Origin of the sequence: Blastococcus sp. PRF04-17, assembly GCF_023016265.1 — a bacterium.
Taxonomy (GTDB): domain Bacteria; phylum Actinomycetota; class Actinomycetes; order Mycobacteriales; family Geodermatophilaceae; genus Blastococcus_B.
In genome coordinates this window covers 899801-921190 of sequence record NZ_CP095412.1, presented here as the reverse complement: position 1 = coordinate 921190, position 21390 = coordinate 899801, and the positions used below count along the sequence as shown (strand labels likewise).

At 74.8% G+C, this 21390-nt stretch carries 20 protein-coding genes and 1 pseudogene; 19 read left to right on the top strand and 2 right to left on the bottom strand.

Going from position 1 to position 21390, the window contains the following annotated elements; all coding sequences use genetic code 11:
- Positions 1–32 precede the first annotated feature (32 nt).
- The 5 genes from MVA48_RS04620 (at position 33) to MVA48_RS04600 (ending at position 5411) form a co-directional block, all read left to right on the top strand.
- Positions 33–671 (top strand): TlyA family RNA methyltransferase, encoded by a 639-nt coding sequence (locus tag MVA48_RS04620; RefSeq protein ID WP_305852289.1) that lies wholly within the window; start codon positions 33–35, stop codon positions 669–671.
- Positions 668–1717: an NAD kinase gene (locus MVA48_RS04615; protein ID WP_246986304.1), complete on the top strand. Its 1050-nt coding sequence runs from the start codon at positions 668–670 to the stop codon at positions 1715–1717. The genes MVA48_RS04620 and MVA48_RS04615 overlap by 4 nt, the downstream gene beginning before the upstream one ends.
- The gene (recN, locus tag MVA48_RS04610) at positions 1692–3527 is read left to right on the top strand and encodes a DNA repair protein RecN (protein WP_246986301.1); all 1836 of its coding nucleotides are present in this window, start codon (positions 1692–1694) and stop codon (positions 3525–3527) included. The genes MVA48_RS04615 and recN overlap by 26 nt, the downstream gene beginning before the upstream one ends.
- A gap of 76 nt (positions 3528–3603) precedes the next feature.
- Entirely contained in the window at positions 3604–4320 is a 717-nt protein-coding gene (locus MVA48_RS04605; RefSeq protein ID WP_246986299.1) for a methyltransferase, read from the top strand.
- Positions 4317–5411, top strand: coding sequence for a DUF2332 domain-containing protein (locus MVA48_RS04600; RefSeq protein WP_246986297.1), 1095 nt, complete (start codon positions 4317–4319; stop codon positions 5409–5411). The genes MVA48_RS04605 and MVA48_RS04600 overlap by 4 nt, the downstream gene beginning before the upstream one ends.
- 7 nt (positions 5412–5418) lie before the next feature.
- Here MVA48_RS04600 and MVA48_RS04595 read toward each other — a convergent pair whose 3' ends face one another.
- Positions 5419–6204 (bottom strand): TetR/AcrR family transcriptional regulator, encoded by a 786-nt coding sequence (locus tag MVA48_RS04595; protein ID WP_246986295.1) that lies wholly within the window; start codon positions 6202–6204, stop codon positions 5419–5421.
- Positions 6205–6438: 234 nt separating this feature from the next.
- Here MVA48_RS04595 and steA point away from each other — a divergent pair, with 234 nt between their 5' ends.
- The 8 genes and pseudogenes from steA (at position 6439) to MVA48_RS04550 (ending at position 16807) form a co-directional block, all read left to right on the top strand.
- The gene (steA, locus tag MVA48_RS04590; protein WP_246986293.1) at positions 6439–7635 is read left to right on the top strand and encodes a putative cytokinetic ring protein SteA; all 1197 of its coding nucleotides are present in this window, start codon (positions 6439–6441) and stop codon (positions 7633–7635) included.
- Positions 7593–8572: pseudogene (locus tag MVA48_RS23970) on the top strand (copper transporter). Before steA ends, MVA48_RS23970 begins: the two are co-directional and overlap by 43 nt.
- The gene (locus MVA48_RS04575) at positions 8569–9402 is read left to right on the top strand and encodes a hypothetical protein (protein ID WP_246986289.1); all 834 of its coding nucleotides are present in this window, start codon (positions 8569–8571) and stop codon (positions 9400–9402) included. Before MVA48_RS23970 ends, MVA48_RS04575 begins: the two are co-directional and overlap by 4 nt.
- Positions 9403–9616: 214 nt before the next feature.
- Positions 9617–11020 carry a murein biosynthesis integral membrane protein MurJ gene (gene murJ, locus MVA48_RS04570; RefSeq protein ID WP_246989081.1) on the top strand — a complete coding sequence of 468 codons (1404 nt, stop codon included), beginning with the start codon at positions 9617–9619 and terminating at the stop codon, positions 11018–11020.
- A complete protein-coding gene (locus MVA48_RS04565) occupies positions 11013–12164 on the top strand; it encodes a glycosyltransferase family 4 protein (RefSeq protein ID WP_246986287.1) in 1152 nt (383 codons plus the stop codon). Before murJ ends, MVA48_RS04565 begins: the two co-directional genes overlap by 8 nt.
- Entirely contained in the window at positions 12161–14515 is a 2355-nt protein-coding gene (locus tag MVA48_RS04560) for a hypothetical protein (protein ID WP_246986285.1), read from the top strand. Before MVA48_RS04565 ends, MVA48_RS04560 begins: the two co-directional genes overlap by 4 nt.
- Positions 14508–16217, top strand: coding sequence for a CTP synthase (locus tag MVA48_RS04555; RefSeq protein ID WP_246986283.1), 1710 nt, complete (start codon positions 14508–14510; stop codon positions 16215–16217). The genes MVA48_RS04560 and MVA48_RS04555 overlap by 8 nt, the downstream gene beginning before the upstream one ends.
- Positions 16217–16807 (top strand): NUDIX domain-containing protein, encoded by a 591-nt coding sequence (locus MVA48_RS04550; RefSeq protein WP_246986281.1) that lies wholly within the window; start codon positions 16217–16219, stop codon positions 16805–16807. The genes MVA48_RS04555 and MVA48_RS04550 overlap by 1 nt, the downstream gene beginning before the upstream one ends.
- Positions 16808–16876: 69 nt before the next feature.
- On the opposite strand, the gene MVA48_RS04545 is transcribed toward MVA48_RS04550, so the two are convergent.
- Positions 16877–17485, bottom strand: coding sequence for a hypothetical protein (locus MVA48_RS04545; protein WP_246986279.1), 609 nt, complete (start codon positions 17483–17485; stop codon positions 16877–16879).
- A 189-nt stretch (positions 17486–17674) separates the two neighbouring features.
- Between MVA48_RS04545 and ald the strand changes: the two genes are divergently transcribed.
- The 6 genes from ald to MVA48_RS04515 all read left to right on the top strand — a co-directional run bounded on the left by ald (position 17675) and on the right by MVA48_RS04515 (position 21390).
- Positions 17675–18790 (top strand): alanine dehydrogenase, encoded by a 1116-nt coding sequence (ald, locus tag MVA48_RS04540; protein ID WP_246986277.1) that lies wholly within the window; start codon positions 17675–17677, stop codon positions 18788–18790.
- Positions 18787–19143: a site-specific integrase gene (locus MVA48_RS04535; RefSeq protein ID WP_246989079.1), complete on the top strand. Its 357-nt coding sequence runs from the start codon at positions 18787–18789 to the stop codon at positions 19141–19143. The genes ald and MVA48_RS04535 overlap by 4 nt, the downstream gene beginning before the upstream one ends.
- Entirely contained in the window at positions 19026–19757 is a 732-nt protein-coding gene (locus MVA48_RS04530) for a site-specific tyrosine recombinase XerD (RefSeq protein ID WP_246986275.1), read from the top strand. Before MVA48_RS04535 ends, MVA48_RS04530 begins: the two co-directional genes overlap by 118 nt.
- 216 nt (positions 19758–19973) lie before the next feature.
- Positions 19974–20879 (top strand): ParA family protein, encoded by a 906-nt coding sequence (locus MVA48_RS04525; RefSeq protein ID WP_305852288.1) that lies wholly within the window; start codon positions 19974–19976, stop codon positions 20877–20879.
- Positions 20876–21049, top strand: a complete 174-nt coding sequence (locus tag MVA48_RS04520) for a hypothetical protein (protein ID WP_246986273.1) — start codon at positions 20876–20878, stop codon at positions 21047–21049. Before MVA48_RS04525 ends, MVA48_RS04520 begins: the two co-directional genes overlap by 4 nt.
- Before the next feature lie 44 nt (positions 21050–21093).
- Positions 21094–21390, top strand: a complete 297-nt coding sequence (locus MVA48_RS04515) for a hypothetical protein (protein WP_246986271.1) — start codon at positions 21094–21096, stop codon at positions 21388–21390.

Below are 21390 nucleotides of genomic sequence, written 5' to 3'. Positions count from 1 at the left end.
CCACCGGCGTCGAAGCCGGCACCCCGGTCGTGGTGCGCACCGATCCGGACGAACCCAGCTGGGTGTCGCGTGGCGCCCACAAGCTGCTCGGCGCGCTGGACGCATTCGACGTCCCGGTCGAGGGCCGACGGGCGCTGGACGCCGGCGCCTCCACCGGCGGGTTCACCGAGGTCCTGCTGCGGCGGGGTGCCAGCGAGGTCGTGGCCGTCGACGTCGGCTACGGCGAGCTCGCCTGGTCACTGCGCACCGACGAGCGGGTGCGCGTCCTGGAGCGCACCAACGTCCGCACCCTGACCCCCGACACCATCGAGGGACCGGTCGATCTGGCCGTGGCCGACCTCTCCTTCATCTCGCTGCGGCTGGTGCTGGCCGCACTCACCACGTGCGCCCGGCCCGACGCCGACCTCCTGCCGATGGTGAAGCCACAGTTCGAGGTCGGTCGCGAGCGGCTCGGCGCGGGTGGTGTCGTCCGCGATCCGGAGCACCGCGTGCACGCCGTCCTGGACGTGGCTTCCGCCGCGGCCTCGCTCGGCTGGGGGACCGCCGGGGTGGTGGCCAGCCCGCTGCCCGGGCCGGCTGGCAACGTGGAGTTCTTCCTGTGGCTGCGCCGGGACGCCGGACCGCCGCAGGAGCACGACGTGAGACGAGCAGTCGAGGAGGGGCCGCAGTGACCGACCCAGCGACCGGGAGCGGGACGACGGAGGAGCCGCGCCGCGTCCTGCTCACCGTGCACACCGGCCGGCACGACATCGTCGACCTGGCCCGGACCTCGGCGGCGCGGCTGCAGGCCGGCGGCATCATCGTGCGCCTGCTCGAGGACGAGGCCGACGACCTGGCGATCGAGGGCGCCGAATTGGTCCCCGCCGGCAGTGCGGCGGCACAGGGCGCGGAGATCGTCATGGTCTTCGGCGGCGACGGCACGTTCCTGCGCGCCGCGGAGCTCGCCCGCTACACCGACGCCGCGCTGATGGGCGTGAACCTCGGCCGGGTCGGGTTCCTCGCCGAGACCGAGCCCGAGGCGGTCGAAGAGACCCTGCACGCCATCGAGCTGTGCAAGTACTCCGTCGAGGAACGCCTCGCCCTCGCGGTCGACGTGCTCGACAGTGCCGGCACGGTCGTCGGCAGCACGTGGGCGCTCAACGAGGTGTCGGTGGAGAAGTCGGAACGTTCCCGCGTCCTCGACGTGGTCCTGGCCATCGACGGCCGGCCGCTGACCAGCTTCGGTTGCGACGGCGTCCTGTGCGCCAGCCCGACCGGGTCCACCGCCTACGCCTTCTCCGCCGGGGGGCCGGTGGTCTGGCCGGACGTCGAGGCCCTGCTGCTGGTGCCCAGCAACGCCCACGCCCTCTTCGCCCGCCCCCTGGTCACCTCGCCGGACTCCGTTCTCACCGTCGCCGTGCCCGCCGACGGCAACCGGTCCCGCGTCTCCGCCGACGGCCGCCGGGTGGTGGAGGTGCCCGACGGCGGCCGGGTCGACGTCCGCCGGGCCGACCGGCCGGTCCGCATCGCCCGCGTCCACGCCTCGACGTTCGGCGACCGCCTGGTGGCGAAGTTCGGCCTCCCGGTGCGCGGCTTCCGCGACTCGCGGCACCACGCCGGCCCGGGCCACGAGCTGTTCACCAGCCGAAACGTCCTGACCCGCGACATCGTGTCGGGCGACGGCACGACCGTCCGCTCGGCGGAGGTGACCGGTGTCGGTACCCACGAGGACGCCTGAGCGGACCGCGGACCAGGCGGTCGGCGACCCCGGGCCCGGCCGCCTCACCGAGCTGCGGATCCGCGGCCTCGGCGCGATCGACGACGTCACCCTGGAGCTTGGCGGCGGCCTGACGGTGGTCACCGGTGAGACCGGCGCGGGCAAGACGATGGTCGTCACCGGCCTGACCCTGCTCTTCGGCGGCCGGGCCGACCCAGGGCGGGTGCGGGCCAGCGGAAGGGCCGGGGTCGAGGGCCGACTGGTCCTGCCCCCCGACTCGCCGGTGTGGGAGCGGGCGGCCGACGCGGGCGCGGACCCCGACGACGACGGCAGCCTGATCCTCGCCCGGTCCGTGTCCGCCGAGGGCCGGTCACGGGCATTCCTCGGCGGGCGGAGCGTGCCCGTCGGCGTGGTGGCCGAGCTGGCCGAAGGGCTGCTGGCCGTCCACGGGCAGTCCGACCAGCTGCGGCTCTCCCGCCCGGCCGAGCAGCGCCGTGCGCTCGACCGGTACGCGGGTCCGGCTCACCTCGACCTGCTCGACCGATATCGCGTCGCCCACCAGCGGTGGCGGGAGCTGGCCGCCGACCTCGAGCGGCGGCGGAACCAGGCCCGGGAACTGGCCCAGGCCGCCGACGTCCTCCGCCACGGTCTCGAGGAGATCGAGGCGGTGAACCCGGAGCCAGGTGAGGACGACGCCCTGGCCGCACAGGTGAAGCGACTCAGCGACGCCGACGCGCTGCGGGCCGCGGCCGACGAGGCGCGGCTGGCACTGGTGGGTGACGTGACCGGTGACTTCGGCGCGGTCGACGCGCCCCAGGACGCCACCGCCGCGCTGGCGATCGCCGAACGTGCCCTCGCCGCTTCCGACGACCCGGCGCTGGTCCTGCTGGCCCAGGACATCGCCGACGCCGTCGCGGTGGTGTCCGACGTCGCCGGCCAGCTCGCGGGCTACGTGGCGGACCTGGACGCCGACCCCGCCCGGCTGGCCGAGGTCATGGAGCGGCGCGCCGCCATCACGGCGCTGGTCCGCAAGTTCGCCGGCCCGGGTGAGGGTCTGTCCGGGGTGCTGGCATGGGCCGAGGATGCGCAGGCCCGGCTGTCCGAGCTCGACGTGTCCGACGAGGCTCTGGAGGCCCTGGCCGCCGCTCGCGACGCCGCGCGGGCCGAGGTCGACGAGCTGGGCGCCCAGCTCTCCGCGGGGCGTCGCGCCGCGGCCGAGGGTTTCGCCGCGGAGGTCGGTGCAGAGCTGGCCGGCCTGGCGATGAAGAGCGCGACGGTCTCCTTCTCGGTCGACAGCCACCCCGACGATCCCGGCGCGGACGGCGTCGACGAGGTGGCGCTGCTGCTGGCCGCCCACCCCGGCGCTCCGCCCCGACCGGTGCACAGGGGCGCCTCCGGCGGCGAGCTCTCGCGGGTGATGCTCGCCATCGAGGTGGTCTTCGCCGGCGCCGACCCGGTGCCGGTGATGGTCTTCGACGAGGTCGACGCGGGCGTCGGCGGGCAGGCGGCCGGGGAGATCGGCCGCCGCCTCGCCCGCCTCGCCCGGGACCACCAGGTGGTCGTCGTCACCCACCTCGCGCAGGTCGCGGCCTTCGCCGACACCCATCTCGTCGTCGACAAGTCGCCCGACACCGCGGCGGGCGTGACGGCCACCGACATCCGCGCCGTCGCGGGGGAGGACCGGGTCCGCGAGCTCGCGCGCATGCTCTCCGGTCTCGCCGACAGCGACACCGGTCAGGCGCACGCGCGCGAACTGCTGGCGGTGGCGGCCGCGCGGGCGGACGGGCGGGTGGCCGGGCAGGCGGACGGGCGGTCGGACGGGCGGGCATAGCCCGATGCGGTCACGATCACGCCTCGGACGAGTGATCGGGAGGGTGGCCGCGCGGATCGTCGGGTAGGGCTGGCCGATGACCTGCTTCTCCTCGACCGACGAGTCGGCGCACTACGGCTTCTCGGTCTGCATGCTGCTCGACAACTACCGCGAGCAGCTGGCGTGGGAGGACAACGGGGTCGTCGAGCTCGGCACCGGCGACGCGACGGCCATCGCCGACGTCGTGACCTCGCTGCCGGGCCTTCGGGTGCACAGCTACGACATCAGCGCGCCGTCGCTCGAGATGGCCCGCGTCAACATCGCCGAGCGCGGCGTCGCCGACCGCTACACCGTCGAGCTGGGTGACTTCTTCGACCAGGCGGACGCCGCCGGTGGGCCGCAGATCTCCACGGTCATCTCGAACCCGCCCTACATCCCGGCACCCGACCGCGACATCCTGATGCCGGAGCTGTGGGGTGGCGTCCGTGGCAACGACCTGGTGCTGCAGCTGCTCAAGGCGGGGTACGAGAACGTGATCACCGCGGTCGCGAGCTACTCCGACCCGGAGGCCACCGTCGCGACGGCGGCCGATCTGGGCTACCGGGTGGTGAACTTCCTCGCCATGGGCCTGGACTTCGGGCGCTACAGCAGCGAGCCCAAGGTGCGCGACCACATCCGCCGGCTCTGCGCCGACGGCCACGGCTGGGCGGGGGAGGACGGGTACATGGTCGCCGTCGTGCTCTTCACGCAGAACCCGGCCATCCCGGGCGACCGCGCCGACCAGCTGCTGCGCTCGCTGCAGATCGACGTGTGACCGCCGGGGCGGGCGCCAGGGTGTCCGGGCATGCCCATGCTCGAACACTCACCGAGACCTACCGGCGCTTCGCCGAGGTCGAGGTGCCCGCGGCGTCCGCTCTCCACGCGCGTGTCGCCCTCGCCCTGAGCCAGTCGCCGGAGGCGCTGGAGGCGCTGCAGTCCCTGCCGACGGGCAAGCGCGGGCCGGCGCTCGTCCTCGCCGCCCTGCACGACCTCGCCCTCACCGGGCACGCGCCTGCACTCGCCGCGGCTCATGCCGCCGGTGACGGCGACGCTGCCGCCCGCGCGGCCGTCGACGCGCTGCTGGTCCACACCGACACGATCGTGCACTCCGCGATGCGCCGACGGGTGCGGGCCGACGAGACCGGACACGGCACCGTGCTGTACCCGGCCCTCGCCGAGGTCGCCGCGCGGGCAGGTGCGACGGCCGTCGGTCTGGTCGACGTCGGCTGCTCGGCCGGGCTGAATCTCGGTGTGGACCGCGTCGGCATCACCTACGGCGCCCGGCTGACGCTGGGGAACCCGTCCTCGCCCGTGCAGCAGGCGGCCGCGCTCGTCGGTGACCGCCCCGTTCCGGCACGGCCCCTGCCCGACGTCGTCGCCAGAATCGGGGTCGACCGCGACCCGCTCGACGTCACCGACGCCGACGACGTCCGGTGGTTGCGGGCCTGCCTGCCACCGGATCAGGGTGTTCGGCGCGCGCAGCTCGACGCGGAGCTGGCGCTGGCGGCCGCGGCCCCTCCGGCCCTGCTGCGCGGAGATCCGCTGGAGGTGCTGCCCGAGGCCCTCGGCCGCGTGCCCGCCGGCGCCCTCCCCGTCGTCACGACGACGTGGGCGCTGTCCCGCATCCGGCCCGGGCGCCGCGGCGCGCTGCTGCACGTGCTCGAGCGGACGGCGGCCGATCGGCCGGTGGCCTGGGTGTCGGCCGAGGGCGTCGGGGTCGCGCCGGGGATGCCGACGCTCGGCGACCGCCCCGCGTCCGGCCACAGCATCATCGGTATCGCGGTGTTCGACGGCTCGGCCCGGCACGCCGAGGCGGTCGGGCGCTGCTGGTCGAGGGGCCGCCTGATGGCGTGGCTGGCCGACTGACGCGCCCTCAGCGGCGTTTGGCGTAGCCGGCGAGACCGAACTGGAGCAGGGACAGACCACGGCGTCCCTGCCGCCGCAGCTCCGCGGACAGCTCGATGCCTCCCACACCGGCCAGCACGCGGTCGCGGGCCAGTTCCAGCAGCGAGGCGTAGAGCCCGATCACCGCGTGCGCGGCCAGCCACGGCTCGATCCGTCCGCGCTCGGCCCCCGTCTCCTCGGCGATCAGCTCGGCCAGCGAGTCGGTCAGCTGGTCGAGGATCTCCCGCTCCCTCACCTGCAGGGTCCGGCTGCCCCGGACGACCCGGGCGATCTGCGCCACGCCGGTCGCCGCCTCCGGTGACCCGAGCAGGCTGACCGCCGCGACGACGAAGCTGCCCGCGGCGGCGGACACCGACTCACCGGCCGGGCGGCGACGGACGGCGTCCAGCAGTGCGGTGCGCATCGGCGGGTCGGCGTCGAAGACCAGTCCCTCCTTCACCGGGAAGTGGTTGAAGACGGTCTTCTCGACCACGCCGGCGTGCCGCGCGATCTCCATCACGCTCACGGCGTCGAAGCCGCGCTCGGCGAAGAGCTCGGCCGCGGCGTCGACGATCCGTGACCGTGTCTCCTGGTAGCGCCGCTCGCGCGCACCGGAGCCGCGGGCCTTCTTCCTCCGCGGTTCCGCGGCGGTCTCCGGGGAGGAAGGGCCGGCCGGGGTCAGGGGCCGGGAGCCGTCAGGAGCGGGGAGTGACGACGCCCCCTCCGGGGCCTCCACGGAGGGGACCGCCCTGATGAGCGCACTGTTGACCGACACCGCGCCGGCCTCCTCGGACGGCGCGGGAGTGCCGTCTGCGGACGCGGTTCGGGGCAGGGCGTGGGCCACTCCAGTCACAGCGGCAACGCTAGTCACGGGGAGGTAACGGCCCCGCGAGACAGCCCGAGACGGCGCCACGGGCGTGTCGTCCTCCCCGTCGTGTCGCACACGCTGCGTGAGCGGCGGGTTGCCGTCGCGCGTCGGACGACCGGCCGTCCAGCGCATCGTGAAAGCATGCGGCGCATGCGCATCGGCACCCTTCGGCGCGGCCGGGCAGCGGAGACCGGACCCGGCGCGGCCGGCACCGTCCGGCTGGACCGTCGCACGAAGAACCTCACCAAGCGGCTGCGCCCCGGCGACATCGCCGTCATCGACCACGTCGACATCGACCGGGTCAGCGCGGACGCGCTCGTCGCCTGCCGGGTCGCCGCCGTGGTCAACGCCGCGCCCAGCATCTCCGGCCGATATCCGAACCTCGGCCCCGAAATCCTGATCACCGCCGGCATCCCGCTCCTGGACGACGTCGGCAAGGAGGTGTTCGGCCGGGTCAAGGAGGGCGCGCAGGTGCGCCTCGACGGCAACAAGCTGGTCGCCGAGGACGGGGAGGTCCTCGCCGAGGGCCGGGTGCACGACCGCGGCACCGTCGCCATGGCGATGAGCGAGGCCAAGGCCGGGCTGTCCACGCAGCTCGAGGCGTTCGCCACCAACACGATGGAGTACATGAAGCGGGAGCGCGCGCTCCTGCTGGACGGGGTCGGCGTCCCCGACGTGTCCACCGCGATCGAGGGCCGCCACGTGCTGGTCGTCGTCCGCGGCTACGACTACAAGGAGGACCTGCATGCCCTCCGGCCCTACATCCGCGACTACCGGCCGGTCCTCATCGGCGTGGACGGCGGAGCCGACGCGCTGCGCGAGGCCGGCTACCAGCCGGACATGATCGTGGGCGACATGGACTCGGTCAGCGACGACTCGCTGACCTGCGGCGCCGAGGTGGTCGTGCACGCCTACGCCGACGGGCGCGCGCCCGGCCTGGCGCGCGTCCAGGATCTCGGCGTCGACGCGATCACCTTCCCGGCGTCGGCCACCAGCGAGGACATCGCGATGCTGCTCGCCGACGAGAAGGGCGCCACCCTGATCGTCGCGGTCGGCACCCACGCCACCCTCGTCGAGTTCCTCGACAAGGGCCGCGGCGGCATGGCCTCGACCTTCCTCACCCGGCTGCGCCTGGGCGGCAAGCTGGTCGACGCCAAGGGCGTGAGCCGGCTGTACCGCAGCCGGATCTCGACGACGGCGCTGGCCGTCCTCGTCCTCGCCGCGTTCGTCGCCATCGGCTCCGCGCTCGCGGTGTCCGCGGTCGGCCGGGTCTACCTCGACCTGCTGGCCGACCAGTGGAACAGCTTCATGTTCTGGTTGGAGAACCTTCTCTCGTGATCGACTTCCGCTACCACCTGGTCTCCCTGATCGCCGTCTTCCTGGCCATCGCGCTCGGCATCATCATCGGGACGACCGCGCTCAACGAGCCCATCCAGGCCGACATCGAGGGCCAGGTCGCGGCCCTCCAGGCGGACAAGCGCGCACTGGAGGACCGGACCCAGCAGCTGCAGGCCCAGCTCGACAGCGCCGACGCGTTCGACGACGCGGTCGCACCGGTCCTCGTCGACGGTGCGCTGGAGGGCAGCAGCGTCCTGCTCGTGGTCACCAACGAGGACGTCGCCACCGAGACCGTCGAGGACGTCACGAGTCTGATCGGCGAGGCCGGCGGCACGGTCGCCGGCACCGTCCGGCTGCTGCCCGAGTACAGCGACCCGTCGTCGTCCTCGGCCCTGCAGAGCTACGTCACCGGCGCCGCACCCCGGCCGGTGTGCAGCTGCCGGAGACCGACGACGTCGGCCGGCTCGTCGGCTCGCTGCTGGCGCAGGTGCTCATGGTGCCGCCGGGCGGCACCGCGCCCGACGCGGCATCGGTCTCCACGGTGCTGGCCGGCCTCGAGGCCCTCGACGTCCTCTCCCAGGACACCCCGGTGGCCCCGGCCGACCACGCCCTGGTCCTGACCTCCGGCGCCTTCAGCGGGGACGACGCCGCCGAACGCAACTCCACCCTGGTCGAGCTGGTCTCCGCACTGGACGCCGCCGGCTCGGGCGCGGTGGTGGCGGGGGGCCCGGAAGCCGCTGGGGAGACCGGCCTGGTCGGCGCGGTGCGGGCCGATCCCACCCTGTCGGCGAGCGTGTCCACCGTCGACAACGTGACGACGACCGCGGGTCAGATCGGCGCCGTCCTCGCCATGGCGCTCGAGCGCGAGGGCACCTCCGGCACGTACGGCACGGGGGAGGACACCCAGCCGGTCCCGCTGCCCGCCGCGGCGCCGTGAGCCCCCGGAAGGTCGCGCTGGCGCTCGCCGGCGCGGCCGTGGCCAGGGCCGCGCTCGTCGGGGCGGCCTCTCTCTCCGCCCGCCCGGCCGGTGCGCCGTGGCGCCGGACGAACTACGCCGGCCGGCCGGTGACGCTGCTCGGGGGACCGGCGCTGGCCGTCTCCGCGACGGCCACCGCGATCGCCGGCGCGCCGGCGGGAACCCGTGCCGCGGCCGCGGTCGTGGGCACTGTCTCCGGCCTGGTGGGCGGTTACGACGACCTCGCGGGCGCCCGGCCGGAGCAGGCCCGCGACAAGGGCCTGGCCGGACACCTGGCGGCGCTGCGGGCGGGCCGGGTCTCCGCCGGTGCCGTCAAGGTCGCCGGCATCGGAGCGGCTGCTGCGGTGGCCGCCGTCCTCACCCGGTCAGGGCGCGGACCGACCGCGCTCGTCGACGGGGTGCTCACCACCGGTCTGGTCGCCGGTACGGCGAACCTGGTCAACCTGCTGGACCTGCGGCCCGGGCGGGCCGCCAAGGCGGGTCTGCTCGTCGCGGCCGCCACCCTCGGCGGCGAGGGGGGCGCGCTGGTCGCCGGACCGCTGGGCGCCACCGCCGCCACGCTGCCCGAGGACCTGGGAGAGCGGGTCATGCTCGGCGACGCCGGCGCCAACGCCCTCGGCGCGCTGCTCGGCCTCCGCCTGGCCGCCGTCCCCGGCCGCGCGACGCGGGCCGGCCTGCTCGCGGGCATCACCGCGCTGACCCTGGCCAGCGAGAAGGTCAGCTTCACCACGGTCATCGAGGCCACCCCGGGTCTGCGGCAACTGGACCGGCTCGGCCGCCTGGGCTCGTGAGCGCGCGGAGGGTCGCCCAGGGCGTCGCCGGCGCCGCGGCGCTCATCGCCGTCCTCACCCTGCTCGCGCGGCTCGCGGGCTTCGGCCGCACGCTCGTCTTCACCAACACCGTCGGCGCCGACAGCACCGGTGACACGTACTACGCGGCCAACACCGTGCCCAACATCGTGTTCGAGGTGGTAGCGGCGGCGCCCTGGCGAGTCTCGTCGTGCCGATGCTGGCCGGCGGCATCGCCGCCGGGAACCGGGAGCAGGTCCGGCGGACGGCGTCGGCCCTGCTCGGCTGGACGCTGCTCGTCCTCACCCCGCTGGCCGTGGCCGTCGCGGTGTTCGCCGAGCCGATCGCCCGCCTGCTGCTCGGCAGCGGGGACCGCGCGCAGGTCGATCTCGCGGCGCGGTTCCTGCTGGTGTTCGCGCCGCAGGTGGTGCTCTACGGCATCGGCATCGTGCTGACCGGTGTGCTGCAGGCGCACCGCCGGTTCGCCGGGCCGGCGCTGGCCCCGCTGCTGTCCAGCCTCGTCGTCGCCGGGGCCTACCTGCTCTTCGCGGGGATCGGGGGCAGCCCGCGGGTCGCCGACCTCTCGACGCCGGCCGAGCTGGTGCTGGGGGTCGGGACGACGCTCGGCGTCGTGGCGCTCAGCCTCTGCCTGCTCGGGCCGGTGCGCCGCCTGCGTCTGGGTCTGCGGCCGTCCCTGCGCTTCCCGGTCGGCGCGGCGCCGCGGGTCCGGCGGCTGGCGCTCGCCGGCGTGCTGACCCTGGCGGGGCAGCAACTGGTCGCGGCGGTGGCCATCCGGCTGGCCAACGACGGCCCCGACGGCACCCAGGTCGTCTACGCCGCCGGCCTGACGCTGTTCCTCGTGCCGTGGGCCGCGCTCGCCGTCCCGCTGGCCACCTCGGCGTACCCGGGACTGTCCGAGCGGGCCGAGGTCGGCGACGACCCCGGCTACCGGCAGGCGCTGGCGCCCGTGGTCGTCCTCGTCGTCGCCTCCGCCGCCGTGGCGACGGCCGTCCTCGTCGCGGTGTCCGGGCCCATGGCCCGCGTCTTCCTGACCAGCGCCCCACCCGAGGTCGTCGCCGCGCTCCGGGACACGATCGTCGGCTTCGCGCCGGGCCTCGTCGGTTACGCGCTGGTCGCGCTGCTCACCCGGGCGCTGTACGCCCGTGGACTGTGGAAGGCGCCGACCGTCTGCGTCGTGGGTGGCTGGCTGCTGGCGGTGGCCGCCGACGTGGTCCTGGCGCAGGCGCTGCCCGACGAGGACCGGGGGCTGGCGCTCGGCGCCGGGCACAGCATCGGCGTGACGGTGGCCGGGTTCGCGCTGCTGGCCGTGGTGCTGCGCGTCGCCGGTCCCGGCGCGCTGGCGGGGGTGCCGCGCAGTGGGCTGGCCGCGCTCGCCGGCGCGGGACTGGGGGCCGCTGCCGGTCTGCTCACCGCACGCGCGCTCGACGCCGACCCGGTGCCGACGGCGGGCGTCCTCCCGGCCATCGGCGTCGGTGCGCTCGTGGGCGGGCTCGTGCTCGGGATCGCCCTGGCAGTCATGATGGGAGCGGCGCGGGGTCCGTTGGCCGCGGCGCTGCGCGCGTTGCGGGCGCCCGACCGACAGGAGGTGCACGGTGGCTGAGCAGCTGCCCCTGCGCGGCCGCCGGATCGTCGAGGTGCTGGCCACGAGCGCCGGCGGAGTCGGCACCCACGTCCGGTCGCTGGTGCCCGTGGTCCGGGCGGCCGGGGCCACCGTCGGCGTCTGCGGCGCACCCGCGACCGAGGAGCTGTTCGGCTTCACCCGAGCCGGGGCGGACTTCCGCCCGATCGGCATCTCGGCCGGTCTGGCGCCGGCGGCCGACAGCCGGGCCGTGCTGCAGCTGCGCCGCGCGCTGGACGGCGCCGACCTCGTGCACGCCCACGGGCTGCGTGCCGGCCTGGTCGCGGCGCTGGCCCGCCGCATCTCCGGTGCGCGGTCGGCACCGCTGGTGCTGACCCTGCACAACGCGATCCTCGAGGACGCCGGTCCGCTCCAGCGCGTCCTGCGGGCTGCCGAGCGGACGACGATCCGCGGCGCCGATCTCGTCCTCGCCGTGTCCAGCGATCTGGCGGCCAACGCCCGACGCGCCGGGGCGCGTGACGTCCGGGTCCTCCCCGCGGTCGCTCCGCCCCGGCCACCGGCCACGCGGTCCCGCGCCGAGGTCCGCGAGGAGCTCGGGGTCGACGAGGGCCGCCCGCTGGTGGTCGCGATCGGGCGGCTGCACCCGCAGAAGGGCTACGACGTCCTGCTCGAGGCGGTGGCCCGCTGGGAGGTCGACGACCGGCTGGGCACGCCGCCGCTGGTCGCGATCGCGGGCGACGGCCCGCTGGAGGCGGAGCTGGCCGACCGCATCCGCGCCTCCCGGCTGCCCGTGCTGCTGCTCGGCCGCCGCGACGACGTCGCCGACCTGCTGGGAGCGGCCGAGCTGTGCGTGCTGCCGTCGCGGTGGGAGGGCAGCCCGTTCACCGCGCAGGAGGCGCTGCGGGCCGGCACGCCGCTGGTCTCGACCCGCGCGGGCGGGCTGCCCGAGCTGCTCGGGGACGGCGCCGCTCTCGTTCCCGTCGGGGATGCCGGCGCCCTGGCCGATGCGGTCGTCCGCGTCCTCACCGATCCCGCGCACGCGGCGGAGCTGGTCGAGCGGGGACGGCGCCAGGCGTCGACCTGGCCCGACGAGGAGGGCGCCGCCCGCCGACTGGTGGCCGTCTACCGCGAACTGCTGGGCGCGCCGGGAACCGGGTTGCCATGACCCGGGGCCGTCGCGCGGTCGTCCTGCTGCTGGTCCTCCTGTCGGTGCTGCTGGGGGTCGCCGCACCGGCGACGGCCGCCGACGACGCCGAGGCCAGCGCCGACCGCGTGGTCGTGGTGGGTGTTCCGGGGCTGACCTGGAGCGACGTCGACCCCGAGGGGACCCCGGAGCTGTGGGCGCTGGCCGGGGACTCCGCCATCGGTGCGCTGTCGGCGCGGGCCGCCCGATCGACCACCTGCCTCCTCGACGGGTGGGCCACGCTGGGCGCCGGCAACCGGGCCCGGGTGCCCGGGCCGGACGAGGGCATCCCGCCGGTCCCGTTGCCCACCGTGCCCCTGCCCGAGGACGAGGCGGATGCGCCGACCACGACGCCCCCGCCGGGTGAGGAGCCCGAACCCGCCCTCGACACGTCCCTGTCCTACTGCGGGCTGCAGGAGCGGGCCGCGAAGGTCGCCCTCGAGGACCCGGTGGCGACCCTGGAGCGCACCTCGGCCGACCCGGGCACCACGCGGTTCGGCGCACGGCCGGGGGCGCTGGGCGACGCCGTCGGCTGCGCGACCGTCTCGGGGCGCGCCGCCGCGCTGGCCGCCGCCGCGCCGGGCGTCGAGCTCACCCGCGCCGACACGCTGCCCGCCGAACCCGGGGCGCTGACCGACGTCCTCGACGCCTGCCCGCTGGCCCTGATCACGCTCAACCAGCTCACCGACGCCGGCCGGCCGGGACCGGAGAGGACCGACGACGGCACCGATCCCGAGCCGCGGGCCGCCGCCCTCCTGCTCATCGACCGGTCGGTGGGCCAGCTGCGCGACGCGCTGGCGTCGCTGCCCGGGGAGACGCTGCTGGTGCTGGCCGGCATCTCCGTGGTCAACGACGGCCGGCCGCAGCTGCACGTCGGGATGGTCTCGGGGCGCGGCTTCCCCTCCGACGCCTGGCTGACCTCGTCGAGCACCGGCCGGTCGCTCTTCGTCCAGCTCATCGACGTGGCGCCGACCGCGCTCGACGCGCTCGGGCTCGAGCAACCGCCCTCGATGAACGGCCAGCCGATGCGGGCGACGGGCCAGCGGCCGGCCCTCGCCGAGGCGGTCGAGGACCTGCGGGCCGTGAACACCGGCGCGACGGTGCACCACCGGAACACCGGCTTCTTCTTCTGGACGCTGGTCCTCGTGTCGTCGGTCGTGGTCGCGCTCGGCGTCGTGGTGCTCGGGGGTGTTCCCCGGCTGCGGCCGCGTTCCTCGGTCGCCGGCCGGCGGGCGCTGCGCCTCCTCGCCCTCGCCGCGGCGGGATTGCCCGTCGCCACCTACCTCGCCGGGCTGTACCCCTGGGAGCGCAGCGCAGCGCCGGTGCCGGCCCTCGTTGCCGCGGTCCTCGTCGCCGACCTCGTCGTCGTGGCCGTCGCGGTCGGCGGGCCGTGGCGCCGGCATCGCCTGGGCCCGCCGCTCGCCGTCCTGGCGGTGACTCTGACCACGCTGCTGGGCGACGTCCTCACCGGATCGCGGCTGGAGCTCAACGGGCTGCTGGGCTACGACGCGATCGTCGCCGGCCGGTTCACCGGCTACGGCAACCTCAGCTTCGGGCTGCTGTCGGTCAGCGCGCTCACCGTCACGGCGGCGGTGGCCACCGTCCTGGCGCGGCGAGCCGGACCGCACCGGCAGCGGCTGGTCGCCGGCTGCACCGTGCTCGCGTTCGGGGTGGTGGTCGTGGGCGTGATCGGCGCCCCGGGTCTGGGCAGGGACTTCGGCGGCGTGCTCGGCGCCCTGCCCGGCTTCCTGCTGCTGGCGATGCTGCTGGCCCACGTCCGGGTCACCGTGCTCCGCCTGCTCTCGATCCTGGCCGCCGCGGTGGTCGCCGTCGGCGTCGTCGCGGTGCTCGACTGGCTGGGGCCGGCCGCCGACCGCAGCCACCTCGGCCGGTTCGTCGAGCAGGTGCTCACGGGCGAGGCGTGGACGGTGATCAGCCGCAAGGCGCAGGCGAACCTCGACATCCTGACGCGCAGCCCGCTGGCGTGGATGCTGCCGGTCGCCGTCGTGGCGGCCGTGTGGCTCCTCCGGCCGGGCGGGCTGCTGCGCCGCAGCGGCTCCGCCACGCCGGGCGGTCTGGCCGTCGCCGACCTCGCCGTCCTGAGGTCGGCGCTGCTCGCGAGCCTGCTCAGCCTCGTCGTGGGCGCGGCGGTCAACGACTCCGGCGTGGCGCTGCCGGCCGCGGCAGCCGCGCTGCTGGTGCCCCTCGTCGTGTGGCTGGCCGCGGGCACCCCCGGGGGTGGGGCGGCGGGCGGGACTCCGCGTTCCGGGCCGGTCGAGGGCGCCGACCGTGTTACGGTCGTATCCCGTGGATCGACCGTCTCGAATGCGTGATCGCGGGCTCATCAACAACTCGCAGCCGACGAAGTTCGTCTTCGTCACCGGCGGTGTTGTGTCCTCTCTCGGCAAGGGTCTGACCGCCAGTTCGCTCGGCGCCCTGCTGTCCAGCCGTGGCCTCCGGGTGACCATGCAGAAGCTGGACCCCTACCTCAACGTCGACCCCGGGACGATGAACCCGTTCCAGCATGGTGAGGTCTTCGTCACCGAGGACGGCGCCGAGACCGACCTCGACATCGGCCACTACGAGCGCTTCCTCGACATCGACCTCGACGGCCGGGCCAACGTGACCACCGGGCAGGTGTACTCCGACGTCATCGCCAAGGAGCGGCGCGGCGAGTACCTCGGCGACACGGTGCAGGTCATCCCGCACATCACCAACGAGATCAAGGCCCGGATCATGGCCGGCGGCGAGGGGCCGGGGCGGGTCGACGTCGTCATCACCGAGATCGGCGGCACCGTCGGCGACATCGAGTCGCTGCCCTTCCTCGAGGCCGCGCGGCAGGTGCGGCACGAGATCGGCCGCGACAACTGCTTCTTCCTGCACATCTCGCTGGTGCCCTACATCGCACCGTCCGGCGAGCTGAAGACCAAGCCGACCCAGCACTCGGTGGCCGCCCTGCGCAGCATCGGCATCCAGCCCGACGCCCTGGTCTGCCGCTCGGACCGGGACATCAACGAGGGTCTCAAGCGCAAGATCAGCCTGATGTGCGACGTCGACGCCGAGGGCGTGATCTCCTGCCCCGACGCGCCGTCCATCTACGACATCCCGAAGGTGCTGCACGGGGAGGGCCTGGACGCCTACGTCGTCCGCCGGCTCGGCCTGCCGTTCCGGGACGTCGACTGGACCGTCTGGGGCGACCTGCTCGACCGCGTGCACGCACCCAAGGAGACGGTGACCATCGCGCTGGTCGGCAAGTACATCGACCTGCCCGACGCCTACCTCTCGGTCACCGAGGCGCTGCGTGCCGGCGGGTTCGCCCACCGCAGCCGGGTGCAGATCCGCTGGGTGCCGTCGGACGACTGCCAGACGCCGGAGGGTGCGGCCCACGCGCTCGCCGGGGTCGACGGCGTCTGCATCCCCGGCGGGTTCGGCGTCCGCGGCATCGAGGGCAAGCTGGGCGCGCTGCGCTACACCCGCACCAACGGCATCCCGACCCTCGGCCTGTGCCTGGGCCTGCAGTGCATGGTCATCGAGTACGCCCGCAACGTCGCCGGGCTGGAGAAGGCCAACTCGGCGGAGTTCGACCCCGAGACACCCGACGCCGTCATCGCCACGATGGCCAGCCAGGTCGACGTGATCGCCGGTGAGCGCGATCTCGGCGGCACCATGCGCCTGGGCAGCTACCCCGCCAGCCTGGCGAAGGGCTCGGTCACCGCGTCGGCCTACGGCTCGACAGACGTCACCGAGCGGCACCGGCACCGCTACGAGGTCGCCAACGCCTACCGGGACCAGCTCGGCGAGGCCGGCCTGGTGTTCTCCGGCACGTCGCCCGACGGACTCCTCGTCGAGTTCGCCGAGCTGCCGCGGGAGACGCACCCGTTCTACGTCGGCACGCAGGCGCACCCGGAGCTCAAGAGCCGCCCGACCCGGCCGCATCCGTTGTTCGCCGCGTTCGTGCAGGCGGCGCTGGACTACCAGGAGTCGGCGCGGCTGCCGGTTCGGATGGACGACGAGGCGGAGAAGGTCGGCATCTGATGGGGACGCCCCACGACTACCGGGTGCTGGACAGCGAGACGGTGTTCGAGGGGCACGTCATCACGCTGCGCCGGGACACCGTCGCGATGCCCGGCGGCGGGGACAGCGTCCGCGAGGTGGTCGCCCACCAGGGCGCGGTCGCGGTCGTCGCGCTCGACGACGCCGACCGCGTGCTGCTGCTGCGGCAGTACCGGCACCCGGTCGGCCGGCACCTGTGGGAGCTGCCCGCCGGGCTGCGGGACGCCGACGGCGAGTCCCCGGTCGAGACGGCGAAGCGCGAGCTGGCCGAGGAGGCGCAGCTGGCCGCCGCCCGCTGGTCGCTGCTCGCCACGATCTACAGCTCGCCGGGGTTCTCCGACGAGCAGGTGCTGATCTACCTGGCCGAGGAGCTCTCCGACGTCGACCTGCCCGAGGGGTTCACGGTCGAGCACGAGGAGGCCGACATGACGGTGGAGCGGGTGCCCCTGGACGACGCCGTCCAGCGGGTCTTCGACGGCGACATCCGCAACGCCAGCGCGGTGGTCGGCCTGCTGGCCGCCGCGCAGGTGCGCGCCGCCAAGCCCCGCCTGCGCCCGCTCGACGCCGACTGAAGGACCACCCTTCCCCCCACGCCTCGCACGCTCGGCGCGGGCGCCCTGACGGGTGGCCGCTCCTGCACGTCACCCGGGGGGCAGGCGCAGGCCGAGCCGGTCGAGCTCCAGCGCTGCCAGAGCTCGCACGGCCACGGGATCGCCGGCCTGCCACGCCGCGCCGGTGCCCGCGGGCAGCGCGGCGAGCCGGGGGAGGGGCGCGGTGGCCACCGCACGCGCGGCGAGCAGGTGCAGGTCCGGCCGACCCACGAGCAGCCGCCGCGCCGCCCCCGCCTCCCGTGCGTAGCGCAGCCGCCACGGCAGCCAGCGCAGCAGCAGCCAGCCGACCGGCAGGACGACCAGGACGGCGGCCAGCACCAGGGCCAGCGTGCCGACGGCGTCCTGCGCCGACTGCCCCGCTCCGCTGACCGAGCCGCCGGCGTCGGACAGCGCCTCGAACGGCGTGGCCAGCTCGTCACCGACCAGCGGGACGTCCCCGGCGGCACCCGCGGCGGAGGCCATGCTCCCGGCGAGCGACCGTCCGAGGTCCTCGACGGCGCGACCCGGCTCGGCGAGCACCTGCACGGCGCCGTGCACGATCCGAGCCACGACCACCCACAGCACCAGCCAGGCGAGCATCCCGAGATCGGCGGCGAGCTGGCGGGTCCGCAGAACGGGGTCCTGGGCGTAGAGCTGCATCGCTGCATCCTCCGGCGCCACCGGCGCGTCCGCCCCCGGAGGATGACGAACCGCCTGCGGTGCACGCGGAGCGACTGTGGCCGTGCCTACACTCCGGCCGAGGCCCGCCCCGACCGGGCGGCCCACGACGCGGTGGGCACTCCTCGCCACCCTCGGGGGGCGGTCCTGCCGAGACCAGGAGCGGATGAGATGCGGGTCGGGGTTCCCCGAGAGGTCAAGAACCGTGAGTACCGGGTGGCGCTCACCCCCGCCGGGGTGACCGAGCTGGTGCGCGCCGGGCACGAGGTGCTCGTCGAGCAGGGCGCCGGCGAGGGGTCCTCCATCCCCGACGACGACTTCACCACTGCCGGCGCGGCGATCGTGAAGTCGGCCGACGACGTGTGGGCCGACGCCGACCTGCTGCTCAAGGTCAAGGAGCCGATCGCCGAGGAGTACCACCGGCTGCGCGCCGACCAGACGCTGTTCACCTACCTGCACCTCGCGGCGTCCCGGGAGTGCACCGACGCGCTGGTCGCCTCCGGCACGACGGCCATCGCCTACGAGACGGTGCAGACCGCCGACGGCGCCCTGCCGCTGCTGGCCCCGATGTCGGAGGTCGCCGGCCGGATGGCCCCCCAGGTGGGGGCGCACAGCCTCGAGCGGGCACACGGCGGCCGCGGTGTGCTGCTCGGCGGGGTCTCGGGCGTCTACGCCGGCAAGGTCGTCGTGATCGGTGCCGGCGTCTCGGGCATGAACGCCGCGGCGATCGCGCTCGGCATGCAGGCGGAGGTCGTCGTCCTCGACCGGGACATCGACAAGCTGCGGGCCGCGGACAAGATCTACCAGGGCCACCTGCAGACCGTGGCGTCCAACGCCTACGAGGTCGAGCGGGCCGTCCTGGACGCCGACCTGGTCATCGGGGCGGTGCTCGTGCCGGGGGCCAAGGCGCCCATGCTGGTCAGCAACGAGCTGGTGTCCCGGATGAAGCCGGGGTCGGTGCTGGTCGACATCGCCGTCGACCAGGGCGGCTGCTTCGAGGACACCCGCCCGACCACGCACGACGACCCGACCTACCGGGTGCACGAGTCGGTGTTCTACTGCGTGGCCAACATGCCCGGCGCGGTGCCGAACACCTCCACCCACGCTCTGACGAACGTGACGCTGCCCTACGTGATGGCCCTGGCCAACGAGGGCACCGCGGCGGCCGTGCACGGCAACCCGGCGCTCGCGCACGGCGTCAACGTCGTCGCCGGTCAGGTCGTGCTGCCCGAGGTGGCCGAGGCGCACGCGATGGCCGCCGCCCCGCTCCAGGAGGTCCTGCCCTGACGCTCGCCACTGATCAGGCCGCGGGCCCGGCCCCGGAGCGGGTCGTCACCGGCTACCTGGACCACCTGACCGTCGAGCGCGGGCTCGCGGCCAACACGATCGCCTCGTACCGGCGGGACCTCCGTCGCTACACCGACTACCTGACCGCGGCCGGCGTGCGGGACCTGCGGGAGGTGGCCGAGTCCGACGTCTCCGGGTTCCTGAGCGCACTGCGCCAGGGGGCCGGGTGGGGGATGTGGACCACCCTCCGCTGTCGGCGACCTCGGCCGCGCGGGCGGTGGTCGCCGTCCGCGGGCTGCACCGGTTCGCCCTGCTCGACGGCCTGGTGCCCGACGACGTGGCGCACGAGGTGAAGCCGCCGACGCCGGCCCGGCGGCTGCCGAAGGCGATCCCGGTCGAGTCGGTCGTGGCGCTGATCGAGGCCGCCGGGTCGGTGGAGGGACCACGAGGCCTGCGCGACCGGGCGCTGCTGGAGCTGCTCTACGGCACCGGCGCCCGCATCTCCGAGGCGGTCGGCCTGGCGGTGGACGACCTCGAACGGGGGCAGGCAGCCGTGCGACTGGCCGGCAAGGGCGGCAAGGAACGCGTCGTCCCGGTCGGCAGCTACGCGCTGCGCGCGGTCGAGGAGTACCTCGTGCGGGCCCGGCCGGGGCTGGCGGCGAGCGGCAAGGGCGGGGTCCGTGGCGGCGCGCTGTTCCTCAACGTGCGGGGTGGCGCGCTCTCGCGGCAGAGCGCGTGGGCGATCCTGCGCTCGGCCGCCGAGCGCGCCGGCCTGGAGGCGGAGATCTCGCCGCACACGCTGCGGCACTCGTTCGCCACCCACCTGCTCGACGGCGGAGCCGACGTCCGGGTGGTGCAGGAGCTGCTCGGGCACGCCTCGGTGACGACCACGCAGGTCTACACGCTGGTCACGGTCGACCGGCTGCGCGAGGTCTACGCGACCAGCCATCCGAGGGCCCGCAGCTGACACACGACCGACCGGGTTCTTGGCACGATTCACCGTCGGTTTCGGCTCAAGGCCGGGTGCTCGTTGGCACACGTCGCCATGTCGACACGACACGCGGCGTGCCTCCTTGGGAAGCTCTCCTCCACTCCCTAGCGTCGGCGACACCCGAGCGGGCAGGACGGCTGACCGCGACCGGAACCGACCGGGATCGGGCACGAGGTGGAGGCAACAAGACCCATGGCTACCCGAGCGGACGCGGCCTCTGCCGTCGCGCGCCCGCAGGACAGCGGCCCCGAGATGGGGGCGGCGTCGAAGCAGCAGGACCCCGCGCGTGCGCGGCAGCGTCCCCTGCCCGACCCCAAGCCCCTCACGGAGCACGGTCCCGCCCGCATCATCGCGATGTGCAACCAGAAGGGCGGCGTCGGCAAGACGACGTCCACGATCAACCTGGGTGCGGCGCTGGTCGAGTACGGCCGGCGGGTCCTGCTGATCGACCTCGATCCGCAGGGCGCCCTCTCGGTCGGCCTCGGCGTGCCCGCCCAGAGCATGGACCGCACGATCTACAACGCCCTCATGGAGCGGCGGACGACGCTGGCCGACGTCATCGTCAAGACCGACATCAACGGCCTGGACCTGGTGCCCAGCAACATCGACCTGTCCGCCGCCGAGGTGCAGCTGGTCAGCGAGGTGGCCCGCGAGCAGACGCTGCTGCGGGTGCTGGCCGACGTCCGCGACGACTACGACTACATCCTCATCGACTGCCAGCCGTCCCTCGGCCTGCTCACGGTCAACGCGCTGACCGCCGCCCAGGGCGTGATCATCCCGCTGGAGTGCGAGTTCTTCTCGCTCCGCGGCGTGGCCCTGCTCGTCGACACGATCGACAAGGTCAAGGAGCGGCTGAACCCGTCGCTGGAGATCTCCGGGATCCTCGCGACGATGTACGACTCGCGGACCGTGCACTGCCGCGAGGTCTTCAGCCGCGTCGTGGAGGCCTTCGACGACACGGTGTTCCAGACCGTCATCCAGCGCACGGTGCGCTTCCCGGAGACCACGGTGGCCGGGCAGCCGATCACCACGTGGGCTCCCACGTCGTCGGGTGCCTCGGCGTACCGCGACCTCGCCAAGGAGGTGCTGGCCCTGTGACTCGCAGGCCTGTGCTCCCCGGCGCCTCGGAGCTGTTCCGGCGCACCGACGCCAACGACTCGGTGCCCGAGGTGACCGAGCTGCCCAACCTCGGCACCACGACGAGCTCCCCCGCGCTGCGCGGGTCCGCCACCCGCCGGGCCGACGAGGCGGGGAGAACCCACCGCTGACGCTGGTCCCGGGCGGGGCCGACGAGCTGGCGTCGTTCCGCACCGTGCAGCAGCCGGCCGTCCCGGTGGCGCCGCAGCCGACCCTCCAGCCGTCGGTCCCGACCCGCGGCCGGCCGGCGCGGAACAAGGAGCGGACGAAGCACGACGAGAAGATCACCGTCTACATCTCGGCCGACGAGCTCCTGGCGCTGGAGACGGCGCGGCTGACCCTGCGTGGCAAGCACGGCGTCGCCGCCGACCGCGGCCGCATCGTGCGCGAGGCCATCTCGGTCCTGCTCGCCGACCTCGACGAGCGCGGCGAGAACTCGGTCCTGGTGCGCCGGCTCCAGGGAAACCAGTAG